Genomic DNA, 22,961 nt, shown 5'->3' on the forward strand with positions numbered 1-22,961 from the left:
CCCTGACGCTGATCGGCCTTGGCTGCGCCGCGGCCGTGGCCGCCCTGGATCGATCGGGACGCCTGGCGGCCTCACCACAGACCGCTCCGGCGACGGCATAAAACAGGCGCGGGGTTCCCGGTCACGGCTCAGCCGGGCCCCGTGTGAGGTGCTGAGCGCGCCGAAGGACGCCAAGCAGGCGTGTTCGAGCGCGTAGCGGGCCCGCCCGATGGCGGGCCCGCTACGCGAGGCATCCATGATCACGACAAGGTGCCGCTGGACCCGCTGCGGACCGCCGAGCACTACGCCGACCGGCATGTTTTCAGCGGCGCATCCGCGAGGCCAGTTCGCGCACCGCCACGGCGAGCAGATCGACCTGATCGCGGGAGGTGAACAGCGCCGGCGTCACCCGGACGCAGTCGCCCCGCACCGGCCCGCCGCGGCGCACCGTGAAGATCCGATGCCTGTCCATCAGATCCTTGGTGATCGCGACGTTGTCGGCTTCGGAGGTACGTCCGGTGATCCGGAACGCGGTCATGGTCCCGTACATGGCGGGCTCCTCGGGAGTGAGGATCTCCAGGTTGGGAATGTCGATCACCTGGTGCACCCAGCGGTCGCGCAGAAAGCGCAGCCGCGCCTGCTTGACCGCGGCACCCAGGGTGTCGTGGAAGTCCAGGGCGGTGCCCACGGTGAGGATCGGGGCGACGTCCATGGTGCCGGAGTGGACCCGCGAGCGGATGTCGCGGCCGGAGTAGGTCTCGTCGGCGAAAGCAGGGTCGATGTCGGCCAGGCGGTTCTTGCGAATGTAGAGGAACCCCGACCCCAACGGCGCCCCCATCCACTTGTGCAAGGAGAACACCGCGAAATCCGCTTTGAGGTCACCGATGGTGAAGTCGAGCTGCCCCCAGGAGTGGGCCGCGTCGACGATCACGTCGACGCCTTTGTCACGGGCCATCGTGACGATCTCTGCCACCGGCAGGACGAGTCCGGTGCGGTTGTTCATATGACTCAGCAGCAGCAACTTGACCCGTGGATGGTCGCGTAGCGCCTGGGCGTAGGTGTCCAGTGCGACCTGGCGGGTCGCCGGCTCGGGGATGGCCATCCGCTCGACGCTCACCCCGCGCCGACCGCGCAGCCAGTTCATGGCGTACCGCGCGCTGTGGTAGTCGAGGTCGGCGTACATCACCGCGTCGCCCGGCCGCAGCCGGTTGTAGCCGCCGATCAGGTTCTGCAGGGCTTCGGTGCCACCACGGGTCAGGGCGATCTCCTCATGGGAGGCACCCAGGACGGTCGCGATGCGTTTCCTGACCTGGGTGGCCCGATCGGTGTAGGAGGTGCGCAGCAGGTGGGAGTTCAGCTCGTTCAGCTGGTCCACGTTGCGGTGATATGCCTGACGCACCGGCTCAGGCATGATCCCGTAGTAGCCGTTCTCCAGGTTGATGAAGTCCGGGCTGACCCGGTACTGCCGTGCCACAGTGCCCCAGAAGCTCTCATCCCTGGCGAGCTGGTCAGGCCTACGACCGGCCGGAACGATCAGCGGCTCGGCCTCCGGCAACCGCGGCGCCGGTGATGGCGGAGTCCCCGGCGGTGAAACAGCGGAGACGGCCACCGCCCCCAGTCCAGCGACCATCTCACGCCTCGACAAACTCATCGAACCACCCCACATCGATCAGCCAAAGCTCACCGAATAGTGGCTCTGATCTGCTCTAACAGTGAAATTCCAGTGTGTGGCTAATGCGCTTTGCGGGGTGGTCATCCCAGCTTTTCGGGCGTGGCGCGGTGAAGATCGGGCATTGGACGCGACGGGAGATCCTCACCTGGGGCGCGTTCGCCGGGCAGATCCCACCTGCCCTTGACGCAGCGCGCGGGCCGATGAATCCGCCGAAGTCCGGTGGCTCGTCAGGAGAGCGCGAAAACTCGGCTTCGATGATCGCCGCGAAGGTGGACGCCGTGATCTACTCCGGGCTCTGTGACAGGTGGGCCGCATCGCTCTGATCGCCGGGATCGGTGTGGCCGGCCGGGGGTGTGGCGGGGATGGTGCTGTTTTCGTGAGGGGGGCTGTGGTGGGTGGGGCCGTGGGGTGCGGCGCAGTGGGTGTCGGTGCCGCCGATGGTCAGCAGTTGCGGTGGGGCGTGGTCGACCTGCAAGGTGGTGTGCTCGATGCCGTAGGTGTCGTGGAATATCCGCTCGGCGGCCAGGCGTACGGTGTGACAGTCGGCGCCGGAGGCGACCAGGATGTGCGCCGACAGCGCGGCGTAGCCGGAGGTGACCTCCCAGATGTGCAGGTCATGCACTTCGACGACGTGTTCCAAAGCGGCGGTTCTGGCGCCGATCTCGGCGGGATTCATGTTCGCGGGAGCGGCTTCCATGAAGACCCGGCTCGCGTCGCGGACCAGTCCCCAGCCCGCCGTGAGCATCAGGACGGCGACGACGAGGGCGGCGATCGCGTCGGCACGGGTCCAGCCGGTGAGCCAGATGACGGCTCCGGCGATCGTGGTGGCGATGAAGGCGAACAGGTCGTTGAGGATGTGCTGGTAGGCGCCTTCGACGTTGAGACTGGAGCGGTTGGCCCGAGACAGCAGCCAGGTGGCGGCCAGGTTGACGACGATTCCGGCCAGGCCGGTCACCACCACGTACAGGCCTTCAACCTCGGGAGGCACGATCAGGCGGCGGACGCCTTCGTAGGTGAAGTAGGCGGCCAGCAGTAGCAGGGTGATGCCGTTGATCTGCGCGGAGATGATCTCGGCGCGCTTGAGCCCGTAGGTGAAGCCGCCCTGCGGTGGCCGGGCGGCGATCCGCATGGCGATCAGCGCGAAGACGATGGCGACGGCGTCGGTGAGCATATGACCGGCATCGGAGATCAGGGCCAGAGACCGGGCGATGAAGCCGACGACGACCTCGACCGCCATGAATCCGACGATCAGCGCCAGTGCCCCGGTCAGGTAGCGGCGATCGGCCTCAGCGCTCACCGCATGCCCATGCCCGTGTCCGGAGCCATGCCCGCCTCGGTGTCCACGCTCAGCCATCGCTTCGCTCCCCTTGGTGGTGGGTTTCTGTGTCGTGCCCGATATGGGTGATCGCTAGGGCGAACAGCATCCGCATGTGGGAGTCGGCGAGCCGGTAGTTCGCCAGCCGTCCGGCTCGGCGGACCTGCACCACGCGGTGCGTGCGCAGCAGCCGCAGTGCGCACGAGGTCGCCGCCAGGTCGCACACACATCTCTCCCGCCTGCGGCAGCGCGGCCGTCAGCCTCAGCCCCGGGATCGGCCAGCAGTCCGAAGACCTGCGCAAGCTCCTGCACCGTGTGTTCGGTCGGCAGCGCCCGTCGGACGCCCTGCACCCGCTCGGCGTCCGCGAGCGAGGAGGAGTGGGCGTCGGGATGCGCAGTCACCCTCGCATGCGAATGGCTATTCAGGTGCACAGAGCGTGGTTCGGGGGGCACAGCGCCTACCTCTTTTCCTCGTCGGGGTACGGGCTGTTCATCGCAATGAATACCTGTTCAGTTGGTCATATGTTTAAGCGTTTGGTAATGAGGAAATTACCCTTCGTGAGCATCGCAGGTCAAGTACCCCTAGCTTGACCAGGCTGCCGACCCCGCGCCGGTGAACAGATGCCGATCAAAGGGAGACATCGCAATGATCGCGAAGCGAACCACCACCCTGGCCGCGTGCGCCACACTGAGCGGACTCATCCTGGCCGCCCTGCCCGCCCACGCGGCCGCCCGCCTCGCCGGCACGACCGGCAGTCCTGCCCTGGCCTGCACCTATCAGGTCACCGACGTGCGCTCCGGCGCCGTGCTGAACATCCGCTCCGGTGCCGGCAAGGCCTTCGGCCCGGTCGGCACGCTACGGACGGGCGAGGCGCCGGTCGCCGGTACCTGCACGAGCGTCAACGGCTGGGTGCAGGTCAAAACCGCCACCGGCGTGACCGGCTGGGCTCCGTCCGGCAACCTCCGCAAGCTCGCCTCCCCTCCCGCCGTGACCGGCCAGCCGGCGCTGGCCTGCACCTACCGGGTTAACCGCATCGACCGCGACCAGTACGTCAACCTCCGCTCCAGCACAGACAAGACCTCCCGCCCGGTCGGCAAGCTACGGGTGGCCGACGGCCGGTTCGCCGGCGCCTGCACGAGTGTCAACGGCTGGGTGCGGATCAAGAGCGCCGGCGGCGTGATCGGCTGGGCCTCGGCGAGTCACCTGCGCAAGGTGCGCAACGCCGGTCCGGTCGGCGTGACCGGCCGACCGACGCTGGCCTGCACCTATCAGGTCACCCATGTGCGGCGCGTCAGCTTCCTCAACGTCCGCTCCGGCGCCGGGCTGCGCTTTCGCCCGGTCGCCAGGCTGCGGGTGGCCGACGGCCGGTTCGCCGGCGCCTGCAAGCCGACCAGGGGCTGGGTCAAGGTCATGGCCGCCAACGGCAAGCGCGGCTGGGCCTCGGCCGGCTACCTGCGCAAGGTCACCAAGTAGCGGCCGCAGGTAGCCGCTCATGGCTCACACCCCCCGTCCCCGGCGACGTTCGTCGGCCGGGGACGGGAAACCTCAGACGCACGGTGCGCCCCGGATCCTGCGGGGAGAGGCGTTGATGATCTTGTTGCTGACGGTCCTCACCCTTGCCGAGATCACCCGCACGTCCAGCGCCGTGGCGGCAGCGAGGTGTTCGGTACCGAGCGTGGTCTCCCACCGGGGGGATCGGAGTGCCGGGTTGGAGAACACCCTCACCGCGTTCGGTCGCACGCTGGATGCGGGCTCGGCCGGTGTTGAATTCGACGTCCGTTTCACCAAGGACCACCATCCAGTGCTGATGCACGACGCCACGGTGGATCGAACCACCACCGGCAGCGGCCGCGTCGCGGCCATGACGCTGACCCGGTTTCGCACGCTGCGTACTGGCGACGGGCAGCACCCGCCGACGCTAGGCCAGGCATTGGCGCTGCTGCGCGGCCGAGTCAGTGAGGCGCTGGTCGAGCTCAAGCAGATTCCCGACGCCGCGGACCTGCGTGCCCTGCACGACGCCTACCGACGCCAGGACGCCTTTCGGTGGGCGAACCTGGCCTCGTTTTCTCCCACGGCGCTGCGGGCGGTGGATTCCATCCCGGCCCGCAAGGGCCTGGTGACCAGGTCCGCACCATCGGTCGCGCTGGCCGGCACGTACGCCTTCGTCGCGGTGCGCTACGACCGGCTGACCCGCGCCCGGGTCCGCGCCTACCGCAATGCGGGCGCGGCCGTCTACGCCTGGACCCCCAACAACCGTGACGCCTGGCGACGCCTGGCCGGCTACGGCGTCACCCGCATCCTCACCGACCAGAGCACCGACTACCTGGCCTGGGCCCGAGGAACATGCCGGTCGTGAGACACCCACCCTCACCCAACACCACGCGGCCAGGCCAGGCGCGATGAGCTGACCTTGGCGCGTGCCGCATGGCCAGGCATCTCCCACAGCCCGGGACCGCAACGGTCAGACGACACCAGTTCCCGATCTCGTCAGTCCCGGTCACGCTTCGAAAACCATGGTGAAAGGTTACGTGAAAGGCCATGCACGACGAGCCCGGGCACGCACCCGCCCCCATCGATGAGATCGACCACACCCCTACCTCCCCGCTCGGCACCGGCCTTCCCGCCAGCGTGAGCCGGCTGAGCCCCGCCGCCGTGCGCAACCAGGTGTTCACCGTGGTCCGGCTGCGCGAAGGCTACGACCTGGCCGAGGTGGACACCTTCCTCGGCCATATCGAAACCACCTTCACCACGCTCGTGCAAGAAAACGCGGAGCTATACGCCCGAGCGACCGCCGCTGAGCGCGCCGCCAGGCATGCTGGACCGGCGGAGGAGCGCGTGACGCGGATCATGGCGATGGCCCAGGACAGTGCCGACCGGATGCTGGCTGCCGCCGAACAGCAAGCCGAGGTGATCCTGGCGCAAGCCCGCGACCGTGCCGCCGTCCTGCGGCAAGAGGTGCATGCCTCCTGCGGACAGGAGCTGGAACGCCGGACCGAGGAGTTCAACGCTTTCGCCGCCGACTACAGCGACCGGCTCAAGCACAGCCTGCAAGCGCAGGTCGACCAACTGCAGAGCCTGCTCGGTGAACTCGCCGATTTCGGCGAGCTGGGACTGACACCGCCGCCGTCACCGATGGTCACCGGCCGGCAGCCGGCGTCGAGGCACCCGGCATCGCACCCGGCCGGCGACACGCCGACGGGCACGCCTGCAGGTGGCCCCGCCGCCGAAGAGCGCTGAACGACCCGCCGGCCGGTTCGAGAAAACTCTTCTGCGATCCAATCCCGATAAGAGGTGGTGAGACATGTTGATGGCCGAAGGGACACCGGCGCTGGGACCGGCGCTGCAGGGAGCATCTCCCGGTGCCGGCGCGTGGGCTGCGGTGCTGCTGATGTCGCTGTCCACGCTCGCCGGGGCGTGGCTGGCCCGGCGTAACTCCGCGAAGGTGACGGTGTGGCTGGCGATCGCCTCAGCGATGATGCTGATCACCGCCCTGGTCGACCTGCTGCCCGACGCCTGGCGAGATGCGGCTGAGACGGGAGTACCCCTGTGGGCCGTCGGGCTGGCCATCGTGTTCGGCTTCCTGGTGATCACCCACTTCACCCGCAAAGGCTGCGGGCACGGGCACGGGGGATCCAGGCCGGTCGGTGGCAGGCACGCGCCCGGCCTGCACCGCCGCGTCAAGGAAGCCGTCGACGCCGCCTTGTTCGGCGGCATGGGCACCGCGGCCGCCCTCACCCTGCACCGGGCGATCGAAGGCGCGACGTTGGCACTGACCGCCTCCGCCGTGGTCGTCATCGCCCTCATGGTCCACTCGGCCGGTGAAGGACTGGCCCTGGCCGCCCTGCTGGACATGGCCAGGCAGCGCCTGGCTCCGTGGCTGGTGGTCTCCTGCCTCAGCCCGGCCGCCGGCATTCTGATCGCCACCATCGCCCCGCTGCCCGGCCAGATCGTGCCGCTCCTACTCGGCATGGTCACCGGTGTGCTGCTGCGCACCGCAATCGTCGGCCTCAGACTTGCCGCCGCCGGCCAAGAGGGCGGTCGACTGTCCAAACGCCACCTGACCGTCGCCGCAGGCGTCGCCGTCACCGGGGGCGCCCTCCTGATCGCCACGCACGGCGTACTGGGTGAAGACCACCCGCAAACCGGGCACCGACCCCACGTCGCCGGCCATACGGCACCCGCCTCACCCGCCCCCACACCTTCTGCCCGGCCGCCGACCCCGCAGGCGTCGACTCCGTTGACCCAGGCTCAGTTGCGCGAAGCGGTGGTCACCGGGCGGATGACCCTGACCGAGGTGTTGGCCCGCACCGACGACGCCGTCAAAAACGCCTGGGTCGGATGGCTCCTGTCCATCCTGCCCGGCCACAGCCCTGTCGAGATCGCCAGGCTCCTGACGGTAGGCGGAATCGACGCCAATCGCCGTATCGGTGACCTGACCGAGCAGCAACGCCGCTACCTGCTCAACGCCATCACCAAGTAACCGCCGACCCCGGCCTCCCCAAAGACCATGCCGCCGAAGCCTCCGCCCAGGGTGCGTTTCCTGATCCGCCCGGCGATTGAGCCGCCACCACCGAGCCGGGAGCACAGGGCGCTTCCAGCTGAACACGCAGACCTGATGGGACGCGGCTGTCGGCGTACAGGCCGGAGCACAGAAGCAGGTACGGCTGAACGTACAGAGGTGGCATGTCATCAGGGAAAGCTCCAGACATTGCCGACCGGGCGCCCGCCGCGCCGCAGCACGATGCCGAGGAGGTCGGTGAGCTCCTCGTCCACATGGGCGAGGAGTTCGTCGCCGAAGACACAAAGGGAGGCTTCCCGCCAGTTGCCGAACGTGCCCATCCGGAGGTTTTTGGTGACTTGGACGACGTGCTCGTCGACGAGGTACGCGTAGCTCGTCCAGCGGGGCTGTCCCGGCCCGCCGACGAGGGTCGGGTCGACGGTCCCATGGGCGCCATGGCGGGTTCGCGCCAGCGGTCCATCCCGCTCGACTACGGCTCCCCATGGCATGTCCTGCGGCACCAGGCCCCGCAGTTGGTTCTCGTACGCGGGCTGCGTCCACGGAGGTGGGGACGGGTCTCGGACACCGACCCGGATCACGTACTCGACATCGTCGAGCCTCCTTTCACGTAATCACTCAAAGCGTGCGACCTCATGTCGCACCCGAAGCCACGGCGAGCCGCAAGGTAGCGGTGAGGTAGATCTCGGCTTCAAGGCGTACTCACTGGCCGGCCGCGTCCCGTACGTCTTGCGGATCTGCGCCCGGTGGTACTCGATCGTGCTGCCGACCACTGGTAGTCGGCGAACAGCACGGCGTCGACCTTCACCTGGCCGGCCATGAACTCCACCGCGGCCCTGGGCATGTCCTCGCGCCGGGGGAAGCGTACCTCCAGCTCGAAGAACTTCAGCAGCAGCGCGAACCCGAGCCGAGTCGCCCCGGTCTTGTTGCCCAGCGGCTCCAGCTCGACCTCATCCAGCGTCCAGCACTCGATGAGGTCCTCTAACTCCCACTCACGCCGCACAAGCTCACCGGCGGCGTCGATCGGCGTGTGCGCCTCATCCACCGGAGCCCAGGAGCCCTGGTGCGTCTTGTTCCGATCGCGCGCCAGCAACAGCCCGGCCAGATATTCACGGAACCCCCGGCGCTGCGCGAGCGAGCACCACAGATCATCGAACCGGGTCGCGTACTCCTCCAACGGACCCGGCACTGGTGGACACGGACGTCGCGCGGTCGCCATCACGACCACCCCCGAACAGCGGCGACCACCCCTATCCACCGGCGTACTGCGATATCAGCCATCCTCTAGGACCAGGTGCGGCCCTGCAGCAGCAGGTGCCCGTGTACGGCTTGCGCCGCCGGATGGCGGGTCCCGGCGCGAGAGGCGAGGAAGAGTGTGTTGATGGGCGGCAGTTCCGGCTCCAGGAGGGCCAGGAGCCGCCCATCGGCCAATTCGGCCGCGCACAGGTAGCGCGGCAGCACCGTGACCCCCGCTCCTGCCGCGACGGCGGCCAGCACCCCGCGCAGGTCGGGAACGACCAGCGCGGGGTTTCGCGTGAGCCGGGTGTCGAAGACGGTGCGCCAGTAGCGGCGCAGGATCGGCAGGTTCTCCGCGTAGGCGACGAGCGGGGCGCCGTCCAGCTGCCCGAAACTCCAGCCGGGAGCGGCGACGAGCACGAACTCCTCGTCGCACAGCGGCTCGACCCGCAGGCCGGCCTTGCGCGGCCGCACGCTGGAGATGACCAGATCGAGGCTGCCGTCGGCGAGGGCGGCGAGCAGCTGCTCAGGCAGGCCGAGCGTGACGCGCAGCCGCAGGCCCTCGCGCACCATCGCGGCCAGCGACGGCAGCACCCTGGCGCAGACCAGCTCGGCAGGGCCGCCCAGGTGGACGGTGCGGCCGAACACCTCAGCAGGCTCGCCGAGATCGCCCGTCACCAGCTCGTCGAGAGCGTCGAGCGGCCCTGCGAGCCGTGCGGCCAGCTCGTCAGCAGCGGGCGTGGGTGCCATGCCGCGCGCCACCCGTTCGAACAGCGGCCTGCGCACAGCCCGCTCCAGCGACCTGATCTGGGCGGTGACAGCGGGCTGGGAGAGCTGGAGCAGCTCGGCGGCGCGGGTCACCGACCTGGCCCGGTAGACGGCCAGGAACGTGCGGAGCAGGTCGTACGACAAACTCATCAGAAAGCTGATGATACCCAGAGCTTGTGCTATTGGTGGGTGATGGGTCGCCGGAGGCATGCTCGGGGCATGAGAATTCTGATCGTTCTGACCAGCCACGACACCCTGGGCGACACCGGACGCAAGACCGGCTTCTATGTGTCGGAGGCCGCGCATCCGTGGGAGGTCTTCACCGCCGCAGGCCACGAGGTGGACGTGGCGAGCGTCAGAGGCGGAGTGCCGCCGCGTGACGGCGACGACCCTGCCGACCCCGCGCAGCGCCGGTTCCTGTCCGGCCTGGGCGAGACTCCTGCCGTGGACACCCTTGACCCTTTGGCGTACGACGCGGTCTTCTTCGCAGGAGGCCACGGCACCATGTGGGACTTTCCCGACAACCTCGCTCTGTCGCGGCTGACTCGGGAGATCTTCGAGAGTGGCGGAGTGGTGGCGGCCGTCTGCCATGGGCCGTCGGCGCTGGCCGGGGTCACCCTCTCCGACGGCTCGCCCCTGGTGTCCGGAAGGCGGGTGGCCGCCTTCACCAACGAGGAGGAGGAAGCCGTCGGGCTGACGTCCGTGGTGCCGTTCCTACTGGCCGACCGGCTCACCGCAGAAGGCGCCACCCACGTGCCAGGCCCCGGCTTCGCCGCCCAGGTGGTGGTGGACGGCCGCCTGGTCACCGGCCAGAACCCAGCCTCGGCCCGCGACGCCGCCGAGGCGGTCGTCGGGCTGCTGTCCGAGGTCAGGCTGGGCGATATGCGCGCCTAAGTGGCCAGGCCGCGCACGCCTGGCTCGTATCCTGGCGCACCAGCTGTTCGGGGTCACCGCCGACATCCGCGAGGTGGCCGATCGCATCGCGGCGCTCGGCTACGTGGCGGTCGCGCCGGACTTCTATCACCGCGCGGCGCCGGGGGGGGGCTTCCCGCCGACGACGCGGGGCGCGAGCGGGGGGTCGCGCTGATGAACACGCTGACCGGCATCCTCCTCCCGAAGCTGACCCAGGCTCCAAAGTAACGCTGGGTAGTTGAGGGGGGATTGGCGGAGGCTACGGTTCCTGTTCCTGTTGGGCGTCGGTCAGGGTCTTGCGCACGACGCCGACCGAGACCTTGACTCCGGCGGCGATGGTGCGGATGGACTCCCCGCGCTGGCGGCGCGCTTGTCGTCGTCGACCACGGGGCGGCTGCCGTGTGGATGTTGTACGCCCGGGGACCTCACCGCGAGTGCGTAGGACACCATCCTCTTCGGGGCTCACGACACGGACCCGAGTGCAGTGGCTTTGTTCGCGACTGCGGGCGCCAGATGCGGCTGAGTTGAAGCGTCAGCGGAATCCGACGGGCCTCGATGTCAGTGAGTTTCAGTGCCACCCACGGAACCCGGCCTCCCCATGGGCCTCGCCCCAGCCGATCTACTCACTTACGGTGACGAGCTCGCGGCATGAAAGCATGGGCGTTATGCATCGGTCCCGGTCCTGGGCATCCGTCTGGTCGCACGGCCCGCACCTACATGTCGCGTTTCTCAGCGTCCAGGTCGGCCGGGCCGCCTATGGTCACGTCCTCCAGCGGGGCGTCCGTCGCCTCCGCCGACTCGCGCTGGGGGCGGACATCGGCCAGTCGGGCGTTCAGTGCGTTTTCGATGGCCTGGTAGGCGTCGCTCCCCAGGACCAGGCGGCGGGGTGCCGGGTCCTGGTCGACGCTGGCGATCATCGCGGCGGCCATCAGAGCCGGGTCGCCTATGCCTTGGGTCGTGCGTTCGGTGAGGATGCGGCGGATTCCCGCGGCGGGCGTGCCGTTGTAGGCCTCGATGCGCTCGGCCAGCACCGAACCGCCCAGCTCGGGTCCGACCAAGCGTGCGACCTCTGCTTGATGCCTGGCACAACACTCCCGCCTACGTCCAAGGGCCGTTCCAGGACGTCCTGGCGGCCAACCGTCTCGCCGTGGCGTTGTCGCCGGTCTTCGCCCCGGGCAGCAACATTCTTCGCTCGGTGCTGCTCGACCCCACCGCGCAGGAGTCTCTGCCCGGCTGGCAGAACCGGGTCGGCAGCCTGGTCGCCGCCCTGCGGGTGATGGTCGGTCCGGACGTCAACGACCCGCGCTTGACCGACCTGGTCGGCGAACTGTCGGTGAAGAGCGACCTGTTCCGTCGGCTCTGGTCGCGCCACGACGCCGAGCCGCATCCGGGCGGTGGTGTGCACCGCCTGCGCAACCCGATCGTCGGCGATATCGAACTGCACTACGAGAAGCTCGCTGTCACCGGCGCCGACGGGCAACTGCTCGTCGTCTACCGCGCCGAGCCGGGCTCGCCGAGCGCCGACGCCCTCACCCTGCTGGGGTCGCTGCCGGAGGAATCTACTCCTCGCCGTTCCCGCACGGCGGATCGAAGCGCGCCTCGGAGCCACGCGCGTCCCGCTCGCTGACCGTCAGAGCGTTGGCGCGCCTTTCCCGGTTGCGTAGCTTGTACGGAGAGCAACCCAGCGCGGCTCCCAGGGGAACTTTCACGACAAAGCCCGTGATCGACAAGTGGCGCTGGTTCTCGCGAACATTCTCCTCGAAACGCAGGGCCTGGACCTGCCCGGTACCGCCGGTTGAGCCGAAGGGGTGCGGTTCCTCGCGGTTCATCCACGTGGGCATAGGATCGGCGGCATGGCGACGCGGCTTGTTCAAATTGCGATGAATGCTCGGGATGACTCCACACTCGGCCGATTCTGGGCCGAGGCGCTCGGCTGGACCATTTCCAGCGAGGAACCGGGCGTGACCAACCTCGAACCCGAGGGCTTCACCTATCCCGACCCCGTCGCCGTCTGCCTGGACATCATCGCCGTCCCGGAACCCAAGACGGTGAAGAACCGCGTGCACATCGACCTCGCCACCACCTCTGCGGCCCATCAGGCGGACCTGGTCGCGCGCCTCCGGGATCTTGGTGCGACGCCCGCCGACGTGGGCCAGGGCGACGTTCCGTGGACGGTCCTGGTCGACCCGGAGGGCAACGAGTTCTGCGTGCTGGAGCCTCGGGAGATCTACCGGGACACCGGGCCGATGGCCGTGGTGGTGGTCGACTGCGCGGATCCGCGGGCCATGGCCCGGTTCTGGGGCGAGGCGATGGACTGGACCCTGCACGAGGTGACCGACGATCATGCGGTGCTGCGCTCCGCCAAGGGCGTCGGACCGTATCTCGAGTTCCTCCGCACGCCCGACGCCAAGACCGCGAAGAACCGAGTCCATCTCGACCTCCGGCCGTACCCCGGTGACGATCAGGCGGCGGAGGTGGCCCGGCTGCGGGTTCTCGGCGCCACCGACATCGACCTCGGCCAGGGCGACGTCCCGTGGACGTGCCTCGTCGACCCGGAGGGCAACGAGTTCTGCGTCCTCACCCCGCGCTGACGCGGAGCCTCTTCATCCGCGGGTCGTACAACGGCTCCTTGGCGACGACGGCGGCAAGCCGTTCGCCAAAGTACTCGATCTCCAGGCGCTGAGAGGCTACGGCCGGCGCTGGCGGCAACCAGGCGTAGGCGATGGCCGTGCCGATCGTGAAGCCGTAGTCGGCGCTGGTGACGTAGCCGACCGGGGCGCCGTGGGCGAACACCGGTTCCTTCCCCGCCATCACCGGGCGGTCCATCGTCAGGCAGGGGGCCCACCGGAATACGACGGTCGGCTACTCAGTGTCTTTCGGGTTGGCAGGGCTCAGCCAGGGCTTGCTGCCAGAGGCGGATCACTGCGTGCACGTGGCCGGTGGCGTCGCGGTCGGCCGGGGGGTCGAGTAGGGCGCCGTGCAGTTGCGCCTCGATGCCCTGGACGGCCAGCAGGGCGTTCAGTTCGGGATTGGGGCCGCCGGTTCCCAGGCGGCGCAGTTCGCCTGCCAGCGCATGGGCGATCTGCTGTTCGGCTTGCCGGAAGCGGGTGACCAGGCCGGGGGTGCGGGGGGCTTGGTCGAACAGCAGCCGGTGTAGGTCAGGCCGGTCGGTATGCAAAGCGGCCACGCACCCCACCAGGTCGGCGAGGAGGTCAGGCAGGGGCGGGCGATGCTCGGCGGCACGGGCGAACACCTGGATGACCTGTTCGGCGCTCTGCGTCAGGTAGTGCTCGGCCAGCGCGACCAGCAGCGCGTCCTTGTTCGGGAAGTACTGATACAGCGATCCGATGGACACCCCGGCGCGTTCGGCGATCTTGTTGGTGGTGGTGTCGGCGTAGCCGTGCCGCTGGAAAAGCTGAGCCGCTGCCTCCAGGATCGCCGCGACCGTCTCGCGGGAGCGCTGCTGGCGAGGGTGTTTACGGGGCGTGAGCACGTGCCTCCAATGCGAGTACCGAAAACTGAGAATAGCTCGCATTATTGAACGGCGGGCTGGTCGCCCCACCTGCTCCCTGCTTTCCCCCTCTCTGAACGGAGACGTCTTCGTGCTGCCCGACCTCCTGGCCTACGGTGCCCGGATCCTGCCCGGCCTGTTGCTGATCGGCGCCTGCTTCGCGCTGGCGCGCGGCGAGCGCGACCCGCTGCTGCGCATCATGGTGCTCATCTTCGGCTTCGTCCTGATCAGGGACGCGATGACACCGCTGGGGTTCTGGCGGCTGGGCGCCGCGGGGGCGATTCCGTGGCTGCGCTTCACCGACCAGGCGGGGATCCTGCTGCTGTTCGGCCTCGGCACGCTGGCACTGACCGCGGGGGTGCTGCGCCTGGACGGCGGGCTTCGCTCCTTGGTGCGCTGGGGCCGGTTCACTCCGGTCACGGTCAGCTGGGGCGTCGGCGGCGGCGTGCTGGCCGCCGGCCCGGTCCTGCTGCTGTCGCTACCGACGCCGATGGCGGAGCGGGGCGGAGCGGTCGCCGTCATGTTGCTGCCGGTGCTGCTGGCCTTCAGCCTGATGGGCAACCTCGCCGAGGAGGTGCTGTTTCGCGGGTTCCTTCAGGGACGGCTGGAACAGCACACCGGCGCCATCCGCGCGGCGCTGCTGTCGGCTCTGTTGTTCGCCACCTGCCACGTCTTCCTGGCCTCGACGGTCACTGACGTCGGCGGGCCGCTGCTGGCCTTCACCCTGTACGAGGGGCTGATCTGCGCTTTCCTGCGACTGCGCAGCGGCGTGATCGCCGCCGCCCTCGCGCACGGAATCGCGATCTTCCTGCTGGCCGGCGCGCTGGTCTGAGCCGCCGAAGACGCCGAGCCGGGCCCAGGCGGTGAGCGTTCTCAGAAATGAGCGATTGTGTGAGGCCAGGGACCCCCTCGTTCGACGAGGCGTTCAGGGGTCCCGGTAGTATCGGCGAAATTTTCAACGGATACGCAGGTCAGAGCTCCCTTAAGGACCTTCGGGCACAGCTTGGAAGGTGGGCCGCTGACCTGCTTATCCGTTGTTTCCTGCGTCGTTACTACTGGGACCCCATCTTGGTGCAATCGCACCGCCGGCGGCCCCGACTTCATGTTCCTGCACGAAGCACTCCCGGGTGACGTGATGGAGGGTTGCTGGGACATTGATTTGAAAGCTCCGGAGGCCTGTGAATGGGACTCGCCGAAGGCACCTCCACCCTGGCGCCCGCGCAAATACGTAAAACGGCGACCGTCACCGTCGGCCTGCTCATGGGCGTCTGGGTGATCGACTGGGTGCCCAGCTATCTGCTGGAGGAGCACGGCATCTCCCTCATCAACACCGGCGTCATGTCCGCCATCCCCGGCCTGGTCGCGTGCGCGACCGTCTTCCTCGGCGGCTGGCTGTTCGACCGCTTCTTCCACGACAGAGCTCGGCTCTACGTCATCCCCCTGCTCCTGGTCACCGCCGTACTTCTGGTGCTCATGCTGATGGCCGACTCCGCCGTCGAGTTCACCGTCTACCAGACCCTCGCCATGGGCGTGGCGGGCCTTTCCATGATGGGCATCCTCGGCATGCCCGTGCGCGCCCTGCCGCCCGCCGTCATCGGATCCGGCATGAGCGTCGTCAACGTCGGCGGTCAGCTCGCCGGCGTCCTCGCCCCCGTCCTCATGGGCTTCCTGGTCGACAAGTTCTCCTACACCGCTGCTTTCGGCCTGCTCATCGTCACCACCGTCCTCGGCGCGCTGATCGCGTTGATCGTGCCCCAGCGCCCTGAGCAGTTCAGCCTCGCAACGAAGGAGCTCGCATGACGACATACGATCTGGTCCTCGCCCGCGGCCGGGTCATCGACCCCGAGACCGGTCTGGACGCCGTACGCGACGTCGGCGTCAACGGCGGGGTCATCCAGGCCGTCTCCGAACAGCCGCTCGACGGCGTCACCACCGTCGACGCGACCGGCCTGGTCGTCAGTCCGGGCTTCATCGACCTGCACAGCCACAGCATGGACGTCGCCGGCCACCGTCTGCAGGCGCTCGACGGCGTCACTACCGTCCTGGAACTCGAGGCCGGCGCCTACCCGGTCGCCGCCGCCTACCGCAGGGCCGAGATCGAGGGCAGGCCCCTCAACTACGGCTTCGCCACCTCCTGGGCTGTGGCCCGTATGGCCGTCCTCCTCGGCCTCGACACCAGCGGCGACCTGAGAAATGACTTCCTCGCCAACATCGGCCGCGAGGAATGGCAGCGCGCCGCTCCGCGAAATGTCGTCGACCGCATCGTCGGCATGCTGGAGCGCGACCTCGGCGACGGCGCGCTCGGCATCGGCATCCTCGTCGGCTACGCGCCCCGCGTCGATCCCTCCGAGTACCTCGCCGTGGCCGCCCTCGCCGCCCGCGTCGGGCTGCCCACCTATACCCACGCCCGCGAACTTGTCGAGATGGACCCCTCCACTCCCGTCGACGGTGCCGAGGAGATCGTCCGCGCCGCCGCCGAGACCGGCGCGCACATGCACTACTGCCACGTCAACAGCACCTCCATCCGCCATGTCGACCGCGTGCTCGGCCTGGTGGAGAAGGTTCGCGCCGAAGGCTCGCGCGTCACCACCGAGGCCTACCCCTACGGCGCGGGCATGACCGGTGTCGGCGCGGCCTTCCTCGCCCCGGAATTTCTCCACCGGCGCGGGCTGACCCCGCACTCCATCGGCCTGCTCGGTGCCGAGGGGCGTATCCCCGACGCCGATACCCTGCGTCGGGTCCGCGAGAGCGAACCCGGCTCGGCGGCTTTCGTCCACCTGCTCGACGAGGATGACCCCGCCCAGTTCGACTACATCCAGCGGGCCCTCACCTTCACCGACGCCGCTGTCGCCACCGACGCCGTACCCCTCCTGTGGCGCTCGGGGGCGCCCGACCCGTTCTCTTGGCCGCTCGGGCCCGACGCCGTCACCCACCCCCGTACGGCCGGCACCTACGGCCGGACGCTGCGCAGGCTCGTCCGGCAGAACGGCGTCCTGTCGCTGCCCGAGGCTGTGCGCCGGTGCACGCTCATCCCCGCCGACGTGGTGGGCTCGGGTGTCCCGGCGATGCGGCGCAAGGGCCGTGTTCAGGCGGGCTGCGACGCCGACCTGACCGTCTTCGACCCCGAGACCGTCAGCGACCGTGCCACCTACACCGAGACGGTCAGGCATTCCTCCGGTTTCGTCCACGTCCTTGTCGGCGGCCAGTTGGTGGTCCGCGACGAGTATCTGTTGCCGACCGCTTTGCCCGGGCGCGCTGTCAGAGCCTGATGCCTGGTCCGGGTCGTCTGGTTGACGGCCCCGACCGCTGTTTCGGGGCCGGGGCCGCAGGCCATCGCGGCGACATCGCCACCGGGCTTGTGCCGGTCGCTGGGCTGGGTGGGGTAGCTGACCTTGTAGTCGAGGTCGGCGGCCTCGGGCACCTGAGCGTCAAGAAGGCGCTGCAGGTACTCCCAGGTGAGGGCCTCTTCAGTGATCTCGGTGCCGAGAAGGGTCTCCAGCCGACGCGATCGCAGGGTTGTCATGGCGCAGGAGACCACGGGGCCGGGAAGCTAACGTCGCGGAGTTATCACCTGGCGGTTTCTGGACGAAGCGGAGTCGGACGGCGCGTCGGTGTAGTAGGGCATGATTGTGCGCGTGGCTCGCAGGAACGATCACGATGATCCTGATCCCGGCTCGGGGACGCGGGGGCATGCGAGTCCGTACGCCACCGGGGGTGGCGGGGTGGTGTTGGAGCACGCGTACGGCGCGGTCCTTCTCGCCTGCTTGTTGCAGCAGAGCCCGGTGCGAGGGCTGGGTGACGACGTCACACCGGGCGAGGTGCGGTTTCAACAGGGCGCGTGGCACCCGGTGGACGACGTGGTGGCCGTCGGGCGCTGCCCTACCGGGGAGCGCCGGATGTTCGTCGGTGTCCGTCGCAATCCCACGATCGGTGCCGGCAGTGCGCCGTTCGTCGCCTTGTTGACCGATTACCTGCGCATGCTGGTCGATCACCGAGCCGAGTTCGACTCCGACCGCTGGCGGATGGGCCTCGCTGTCGCGGCGCCGCACACCGCGTCCGCGGAGGTACAGACCCTCGCGTGGATCGCCAGGCGACAGCGCGACGACGGGGAGTTCCGCGCGGCAGTGGACGCGCCGCGAGCCACAAGGGGGAAGATCCGAGAGCGATTACGGACGCTCAGGGCCGCTGTCGCGGTGGCCGCCGCCCAAGCGGAGCTTGACGCCGTCATCGGCGTCGACGAACTGACCTGGCGTCTGCTGCGAGCACTGCGCATCATCCACCTCGCCCTGGAGGGCGAGGATCCGGCCGACCGTTCCCGCGTCATCGGCGAACTCGCGAAGCTGGTCGGCGGGCTGCCGCAAGCCGCCGACCTGTGGCGGCATCTCCTGGAGCTGTCATCCGGGTACGCGCAGGCGGCCGCGACCGTCGATCGCGCACTGCTGCTCCGCGATCTCGGCACGCGCCTCGACCTCGGACCGCTCGGCATGGCGGGCCGGAGTACGTCGCACATGAGTACGGCCGACGCCGGAGGGTCGCCCAGCGCGAAGCCCGTACCAGGGCCGGCGGTGGTTCGGGTGTCCGAGGCGGATCCGCGCAGGCTGGGCGTGCACGCGTCCATCCGCGTCGACGGTGTGGACGAGGACCTGCCGTCCTACGTCGAGCGCGATGTGGACGGCGGCGAGCACGGGGTTCGGGCATTGCTGGCCAAAGCGGCTCGCCGAGGCGGCTTCATGCTGCTCGTCGGCGGCTCCTCGGTCGGCAAGACCCGTTGCGCCTACGAAGCCGTGCGGGCTGTGTTGCCCGACTGGCGGCTGTTCCACCCGGCGGCCGCGGCCGAGATCTCCGCGCTGGCCGGCGACCCTTCGCAGCGGACTGTGCTGTGGCTGGATGAGATCCAGCGTTACTTCGGCGGCGAACGTGGGCTCACCAGCGGCACCGTGCGTGAGCTTCTGAACGCGGAGTCCTCCGTGGTGATCGTCGGGACGGTGTGGCCGGATCGCTATCTCAGGTTCACCGACACGCCTGCCTACGGTGGCGCCGACCCTCATGCCAACGAGCGGGAGCTCATCGAGCTGGCCGACGTGGTGATCGTCCCGGAGACGTTCTCCGCGGCTGAGCGGAGACGCGCCGAAGCCGCCGCCGCGACCGACCGGCTGCTCGCGACGGCCCTCGCCACTACCGGGTACGGACTGACGCAGACTCTCGCAGCCGCGCCACAGCTTGTGCGGCGTTGGGAAATCGCCAAGACCGTGCACCCGTACGCCTGGGCGGTGCTGCTCGCCGCTCTCGACGTCAGACTGCTGGGTGCCGAGCATGCGCTGCCGGAGGAGCTGTTACGTGAGGCGGCACCGGCCTACTGCACCGACCGGCAGCGAGCCGAGGCGCCCGCCGACTGGTTCGAGCAGGGGATGGCCTACACGACCCGCAAGCTGCATGGGGCCGCCGCGGCGCTCACCTGCGTCGGCGGTGCGGAGATGGGCCAGACTGTCGGGTACGTCATCGCCGACTACCTGCTGCAGCATCTCGGCGAGGCCCGAGCCGCCGAACCGGTGCCGGCCCGCGTGTGGGAGGCGATCATCGCCCACCTCACCGACGTCGACGACGTGGTGCTGGTTGCCGAGAGCGCCGGCGCACGGCTGCTTCACAAGTACGCGGTACCGCTGTATCGCCGTGCCGCGGATGCCGGGAGCCGGATCGCGGCCGACCAGTGGACCGTCCACGTCGGCGACGCCGCCGGTCTCGCGGACCTGAGAGCCCGCGCCGAGGACATCGGCGACGGAACGCTACTCCGCCGCCAACCCGCCGAAGCGGCGGCCGAAAGCCTCGCCGAGGCACTCGTCTGGCGGGGGGAGCTGGACCAGCTCCGCATGTTGTTCCGGCCGACCGCCTTCCCGAGCCGGGGAACAGGCCAACGACTGGCCCGGGTGCTCGCCGATCGCGGCGCCAACGACGAACTAAGTGCCCTGGCCGATCGCGGCGACCTGGCCGCCGCCGAGCAGCTGGCCGAGGTGCTGGCTCGGCGGGGCGACGGCGAGGAGTTACGCGCGCGCGCCCGGTTCGAGTCCAGCGTCGATCTTCCCGCCGAAGACGATCTCCTGCTGGGGTCTCGCAAAGAGAAACGCGAGCAGACGGCGGCCCGCGAGCGACTGGCGACCTACCTGGCACACCGTGACGAGCTGGCGGAGCTGGCCGCCCGGGCCGATGCGCCTGCCACCAAACGGCTCTTCACCCTCCTCCGCCACCGCGGCGACATGCCCGGACTGCGGCGCCTCGCCGAGGCTCGGCGAGGCATCGTCGACACCCAGCTGGTGGAGGTGCTCGCACACAGGGGTGACCGCCGCGAACTGATGTCGCTGGCGGCGCGCGGCGATGAGATGCTGCTCGACCGGATCGCCAGAGTGTTCGTTCACCTCGGCGACCTCGACGAGCTCGAGGTCCTCATCAGGTACGGGTGGACGGCCTCCGATCGGCTGGCCGGCGTGCTCGCCGACCGTGGAGACATCGCCAGGCTCCGCCGGTTCGCGGCTCGTGACGCGTGGGCCGGCCACACCCTGATCAAGGTTCTCGTCTGCCGGGGAGACCTCGCGGCGCTTCGCGTCTTCGTGTCCGTTGACACCGACGGGGAAGCGAAACAGGTGTTGAACACCGTCCTGGCCGATCGCGGTGCTCTGGACGAGTTGGCGACCCGGGCGCGGCACGGCGATTCGGACGCCGCTCGCAAGCTCGCGCACGTACTCGCCGACAGAGGAGACGGCGAGGGTGCGTGGCGTGTCCTGCGTGAAGCAGGCATGGATCGGCACCGGCGAATCACCTCGATCCACGACGAGTTGACCGTGGATCTCGACGAGCTGGGCGAACGAGCCGCGGCTGGAGATGGAACGGCCGCAAGCCGGCTGGCGAGCGCCCTGGTGCGGCGGGGAGACCTCGGCCGGTTGCGAAGCCGAGCCGGCGACGGCGACTCGCAGGCCGCCTTCCGGCTCGTCGATGCCCTGCTCCATCGCGGAGATGTCGATGAGCTGCGTTCCCTCGCCGACGGCGATCACTGGTACGCGGCACAGGAACTCGCCGACGTTCTCGTGTATCGGGGCCGCGTGGACGAACTCATCGTTCGTGCCGACAGCGGTGACGACAACGCGTCCCGGCGGCTACTGGACCTGCTCGTACACCGTGGCGACCTCGACGCGCTGCGGCGCCGCGCGGACTCCGGCGATGAGGACGCCGGCAGGCGGTGGCTCGAAAGCGTCGCGGACCGTGGGGACGCCGACAGACTACGCGCACGCGCCGGCCATGACTTCGGGGCCTCCAGGCGGCTGGCCGACGTTCTCACCGACCGTGGCGAGATCGACGAACTGCGGGCGCGCGCCGACAACCACGACTACAACTCGGCCCAGCGGTTGGCCGAGCTGCTGGCCGACCGGGGTGATCTCGACGGGCTACGTGCGCGCGCCGATGCCGGTGACATGCTTGCACGCTTGGCCCTCGCCGACATTCTCGCCGACCGAGGAGAAATCGACGAACTACGTGCCCGACTTCACGGGTGTCCTGCCGATTTCCACGCCGCCAGAAACCTGGTGGAGCTTCTGGTCCAGCGTGGAGACCTCGCCGAGGCCCAGCGGGTTCTCCTGTCCACGGTTGTGATCGGCGACCACCGTGCCGCCGAGCGGCTGCCCGAGCTGCTGGTTCGGCTGGGCCGCCACGAACAGGCTCGGCACCTGGCCCGCTACGGCCTCAACACCGACGGCACCCCTGCCACGCCGGAGGATGTGCCTTCATGAGCTGGGCCTCTTAAGGTCAAGTAAGCGGGGTCGCCCTGAAGTTGCTCGTTGATCGAGTGGTGGTCGCTCGTGCGTAGACGGAGCACGACGGGCACTGGCGGCCGAGCGGTAGCCGTGCAAATGGTAATGGAGTGGAAGGCTGCCCCCCCGAGAGCTTTCCCTGACGCTCTCAGGATGTCGGTCTATCCCGATGTCGGCCGGAACCGGGGGAGTCGGCCATATGGGGCACGTGACCTCGCTACGAAGCCGACGGCCGTCCGCGCGGGAATTCATGGTTATCCGACTTGGTTGGTCGGATTATGACCATAGGTGTTGCTCTATCGGTGCCGGCGGAAGCGGAGAATGCCGTGGACGCCGTCGTGGATCAGGCGCGGGTGGCGGAGTCGGCGGGAATCGACTCGGTCTGGCTCGGGCAGCGGTTCGACTACGACTCCGTCGCGCTGGCCGGGATCGTCGGCCGGGAGGTCCCGGGACTGGACGTGGGAACCTCCGCGGTGCCCATCTTCGGACGCCACCCGCTGCTGGTCGGCGCCCAGGCGCAGACGACGCAGGCGGCCACGCGCGGCCGGTACACGCTCGGACTGGGGCTCGGCGCCAAGGCGTTCGTCGAGCCGGTGTTCGGCATCCCGCACGACCGGCCGATCGCCCGGCTGCGGGACTTCCTCACCGCGCTGCGGACCTTGCTGGCCGAGGGGTCGGTCGACTTCCACGGCGAGACGCTCACGGCGGTGAGCCCGATGCCCGCCGGGCTCGCGGGCGCGGCCCCGGCCGTACCGGTCCTGGTGGCGGCCATGGGACCGCAGGCGCTGCGCGTCACGGGCGAACTGGCCGACGGGACGCTGCCGTTCCTGGCCGGGCCGAAGGCGCTCGCGGAGCACGTGGTGCCGCGGCTGCTGTCGGCGGCCGAAGCGGCGGGACGGCCCGCTCCGCGCGTCGTCGCGCTCGTCGCCGGGGTCGTCACCGACGACGTGGAGGCCGCGCGGGAACAGGCGGCCCGGCAGACCGCCTTCTACGACCGGGTTCCCTCCTACCAGAAGGTGATCGAACTGTCGGGGGCGTCGCGCGCCGCCGACCTCGTCGAGATCGGCGACGAGGAGGCGATCGCCGCGGCGGTGCGCCGCTATTTCGACGCGGGCGCGACCGAGGTGGTGTTCACCCAGACCGACCTGGCCGGGCCGCAGGGCCGCGAGCGCACCTGGCGGCTGCTCGGCGAGCTGGCCGGGAAGGAGAAGGCGTGAAGACGGTGGTGATCACCGGCGGCACCAACGGGATCGGG

Annotated in this window: 22 protein-coding genes and 1 pseudogene; 13 read left to right on the top strand and 10 right to left on the bottom strand. The window is 69.3% G+C overall.

Annotated features, from left to right (window positions below; translation table 11 throughout):
- Positions 1–301: 301 nt before the first annotated feature.
- The 3 genes from ACWD3H_RS38780 to ACWD3H_RS38790 form a co-directional block, all read right to left on the bottom strand.
- The gene (locus ACWD3H_RS38780) at positions 302–1,630 is read right to left on the bottom strand and encodes an aminotransferase class V-fold PLP-dependent enzyme (RefSeq protein ID WP_451958550.1); all 1,329 of its coding nucleotides are present in this window, start codon (positions 1,628–1,630) and stop codon (positions 302–304) included.
- A 304-nt stretch (positions 1,631–1,934) separates the two neighbouring features.
- On the bottom strand, positions 1,935–2,948 hold the full coding sequence (locus tag ACWD3H_RS38785) for a cation diffusion facilitator family transporter (RefSeq protein ID WP_451958551.1): 1,014 nt from the start codon (positions 2,946–2,948) through the stop codon (positions 1,935–1,937).
- 49 nt (positions 2,949–2,997) lie between these two features.
- A complete protein-coding gene (locus tag ACWD3H_RS38790) occupies positions 2,998–3,192 on the bottom strand; it encodes a hypothetical protein (protein WP_451958552.1) in 195 nt (64 codons plus the stop codon).
- Positions 3,193–3,612: 420 nt separating this feature from the next.
- Between ACWD3H_RS38790 and ACWD3H_RS38795 the strand changes: the two genes are divergently transcribed.
- The 4 genes from ACWD3H_RS38795 (at position 3,613) to ACWD3H_RS38810 (ending at position 7,447) form a co-directional block, all read left to right on the top strand.
- The gene (locus ACWD3H_RS38795; RefSeq protein ID WP_451958553.1) at positions 3,613–4,440 is read left to right on the top strand and encodes an SH3 domain-containing protein; all 828 of its coding nucleotides are present in this window, start codon (positions 3,613–3,615) and stop codon (positions 4,438–4,440) included.
- Between the two features lie 115 nt (positions 4,441–4,555).
- Complete coding sequence (locus ACWD3H_RS38800) at positions 4,556–5,323, top strand: glycerophosphodiester phosphodiesterase (RefSeq protein ID WP_451958554.1); 768 nt, start codon at positions 4,556–4,558, stop codon at positions 5,321–5,323.
- A gap of 182 nt (positions 5,324–5,505) precedes the next feature.
- Positions 5,506–6,204 (top strand): DivIVA domain-containing protein, encoded by a 699-nt coding sequence (locus tag ACWD3H_RS38805; protein WP_451958555.1) that lies wholly within the window; start codon positions 5,506–5,508, stop codon positions 6,202–6,204.
- A 64-nt stretch (positions 6,205–6,268) separates the two neighbouring features.
- Positions 6,269–7,447 (top strand): hypothetical protein, encoded by a 1,179-nt coding sequence (locus ACWD3H_RS38810; protein WP_451958556.1) that lies wholly within the window; start codon positions 6,269–6,271, stop codon positions 7,445–7,447.
- A gap of 209 nt (positions 7,448–7,656) precedes the next feature.
- Here the strand turns inward: ACWD3H_RS38810 and ACWD3H_RS38815 are convergent, their stop codons facing one another.
- From ACWD3H_RS38815 to ACWD3H_RS38830, 4 genes and pseudogenes are all read right to left on the bottom strand, one after another.
- Positions 7,657–8,064: a DUF2716 domain-containing protein gene (locus ACWD3H_RS38815; RefSeq protein ID WP_451958557.1), complete on the bottom strand. Its 408-nt coding sequence runs from the start codon at positions 8,062–8,064 to the stop codon at positions 7,657–7,659.
- Between the two features lie 110 nt (positions 8,065–8,174).
- Positions 8,175–8,528, bottom strand: coding sequence for a DUF4158 domain-containing protein (locus tag ACWD3H_RS38820; protein ID WP_451958586.1), 354 nt, complete (start codon positions 8,526–8,528; stop codon positions 8,175–8,177).
- 21 nt (positions 8,529–8,549) lie between these two features.
- Positions 8,550–8,702, bottom strand: a pseudogene (locus ACWD3H_RS38825) (IS701 family transposase); the annotation flags it as partial.
- A 65-nt stretch (positions 8,703–8,767) separates the two neighbouring features.
- Positions 8,768–9,637: a LysR family transcriptional regulator gene (locus tag ACWD3H_RS38830; protein WP_355567235.1), complete on the bottom strand. Its 870-nt coding sequence runs from the start codon at positions 9,635–9,637 to the stop codon at positions 8,768–8,770.
- 69 nt (positions 9,638–9,706) lie between these two features.
- Between ACWD3H_RS38830 and ACWD3H_RS38835 the strand changes: the two genes are divergently transcribed.
- Together ACWD3H_RS38835 and ACWD3H_RS38840 are read left to right on the top strand one after the other, a co-directional pair.
- Positions 9,707–10,381 (top strand): type 1 glutamine amidotransferase domain-containing protein, encoded by a 675-nt coding sequence (locus ACWD3H_RS38835; protein WP_451958558.1) that lies wholly within the window; start codon positions 9,707–9,709, stop codon positions 10,379–10,381.
- 43 nt (positions 10,382–10,424) lie between these two features.
- Positions 10,425–10,574 carry a dienelactone hydrolase family protein gene (locus tag ACWD3H_RS38840; RefSeq protein ID WP_451958587.1) on the top strand — a complete coding sequence of 50 codons (150 nt, stop codon included), beginning with the start codon at positions 10,425–10,427 and terminating at the stop codon, positions 10,572–10,574.
- Positions 10,575–11,112: 538 nt separating this feature from the next.
- On the opposite strand, the gene ACWD3H_RS38845 is transcribed toward ACWD3H_RS38840, so the two are convergent.
- Positions 11,113–11,457 carry a hypothetical protein gene (locus ACWD3H_RS38845; RefSeq protein ID WP_451958559.1) on the bottom strand — a complete coding sequence of 115 codons (345 nt, stop codon included), beginning with the start codon at positions 11,455–11,457 and terminating at the stop codon, positions 11,113–11,115.
- Between the two features lie 2 nt (positions 11,458–11,459).
- Between ACWD3H_RS38845 and ACWD3H_RS38850 the strand changes: the two genes are divergently transcribed.
- Positions 11,460–12,026 (top strand): MmyB family transcriptional regulator, encoded by a 567-nt coding sequence (locus ACWD3H_RS38850; RefSeq protein WP_451958560.1) that lies wholly within the window; start codon positions 11,460–11,462, stop codon positions 12,024–12,026.
- Positions 12,027–12,279: 253 nt separating this feature from the next.
- Complete coding sequence (locus ACWD3H_RS38855; RefSeq protein WP_451958561.1) at positions 12,280–12,990, top strand: VOC family protein; 711 nt, start codon at positions 12,280–12,282, stop codon at positions 12,988–12,990.
- Here ACWD3H_RS38855 and ACWD3H_RS38860 read toward each other — a convergent pair.
- Entirely contained in the window at positions 12,977–13,225 is a 249-nt protein-coding gene (locus ACWD3H_RS38860; protein WP_451958562.1) for a glycine cleavage T C-terminal barrel domain-containing protein, read from the bottom strand. The two genes, ACWD3H_RS38855 and ACWD3H_RS38860, sit on opposite strands and share 14 nt — an antisense overlap.
- Before the next feature lie 40 nt (positions 13,226–13,265).
- Positions 13,266–13,892: a TetR/AcrR family transcriptional regulator gene (locus ACWD3H_RS38865; RefSeq protein ID WP_355567227.1), complete on the bottom strand. Its 627-nt coding sequence runs from the start codon at positions 13,890–13,892 to the stop codon at positions 13,266–13,268.
- Positions 13,893–14,001: 109 nt separating this feature from the next.
- On the opposite strand from ACWD3H_RS38865, the gene ACWD3H_RS38870 reads away from it, so the two are divergent.
- The 5 genes from ACWD3H_RS38870 (at position 14,002) to ACWD3H_RS38890 (ending at position 22,923) form a co-directional block, all read left to right on the top strand.
- Positions 14,002–14,742: a CPBP family glutamic-type intramembrane protease gene (locus ACWD3H_RS38870; RefSeq protein ID WP_451958563.1), complete on the top strand. Its 741-nt coding sequence runs from the start codon at positions 14,002–14,004 to the stop codon at positions 14,740–14,742.
- Between the two features lie 350 nt (positions 14,743–15,092).
- Complete coding sequence (locus ACWD3H_RS38875; protein WP_451958564.1) at positions 15,093–15,710, top strand: MFS transporter; 618 nt, start codon at positions 15,093–15,095, stop codon at positions 15,708–15,710.
- Positions 15,707–17,179, top strand: coding sequence for an amidohydrolase family protein (locus ACWD3H_RS38880; RefSeq protein ID WP_451958565.1), 1,473 nt, complete (start codon positions 15,707–15,709; stop codon positions 17,177–17,179). Before ACWD3H_RS38875 ends, ACWD3H_RS38880 begins: the two co-directional genes overlap by 4 nt.
- 366 nt (positions 17,180–17,545) lie before the next feature.
- Positions 17,546–21,685 (top strand): hypothetical protein, encoded by a 4,140-nt coding sequence (locus tag ACWD3H_RS38885; RefSeq protein ID WP_451958566.1) that lies wholly within the window; start codon positions 17,546–17,548, stop codon positions 21,683–21,685.
- 347 nt (positions 21,686–22,032) lie between these two features.
- A complete protein-coding gene (locus ACWD3H_RS38890) occupies positions 22,033–22,923 on the top strand; it encodes a TIGR03564 family F420-dependent LLM class oxidoreductase (protein ID WP_355565044.1) in 891 nt (296 codons plus the stop codon).
- Positions 22,924–22,961: the final 38 nt, after the last annotated feature.

This window comes from Streptosporangium sp. NPDC002607, from assembly GCF_053592655.1.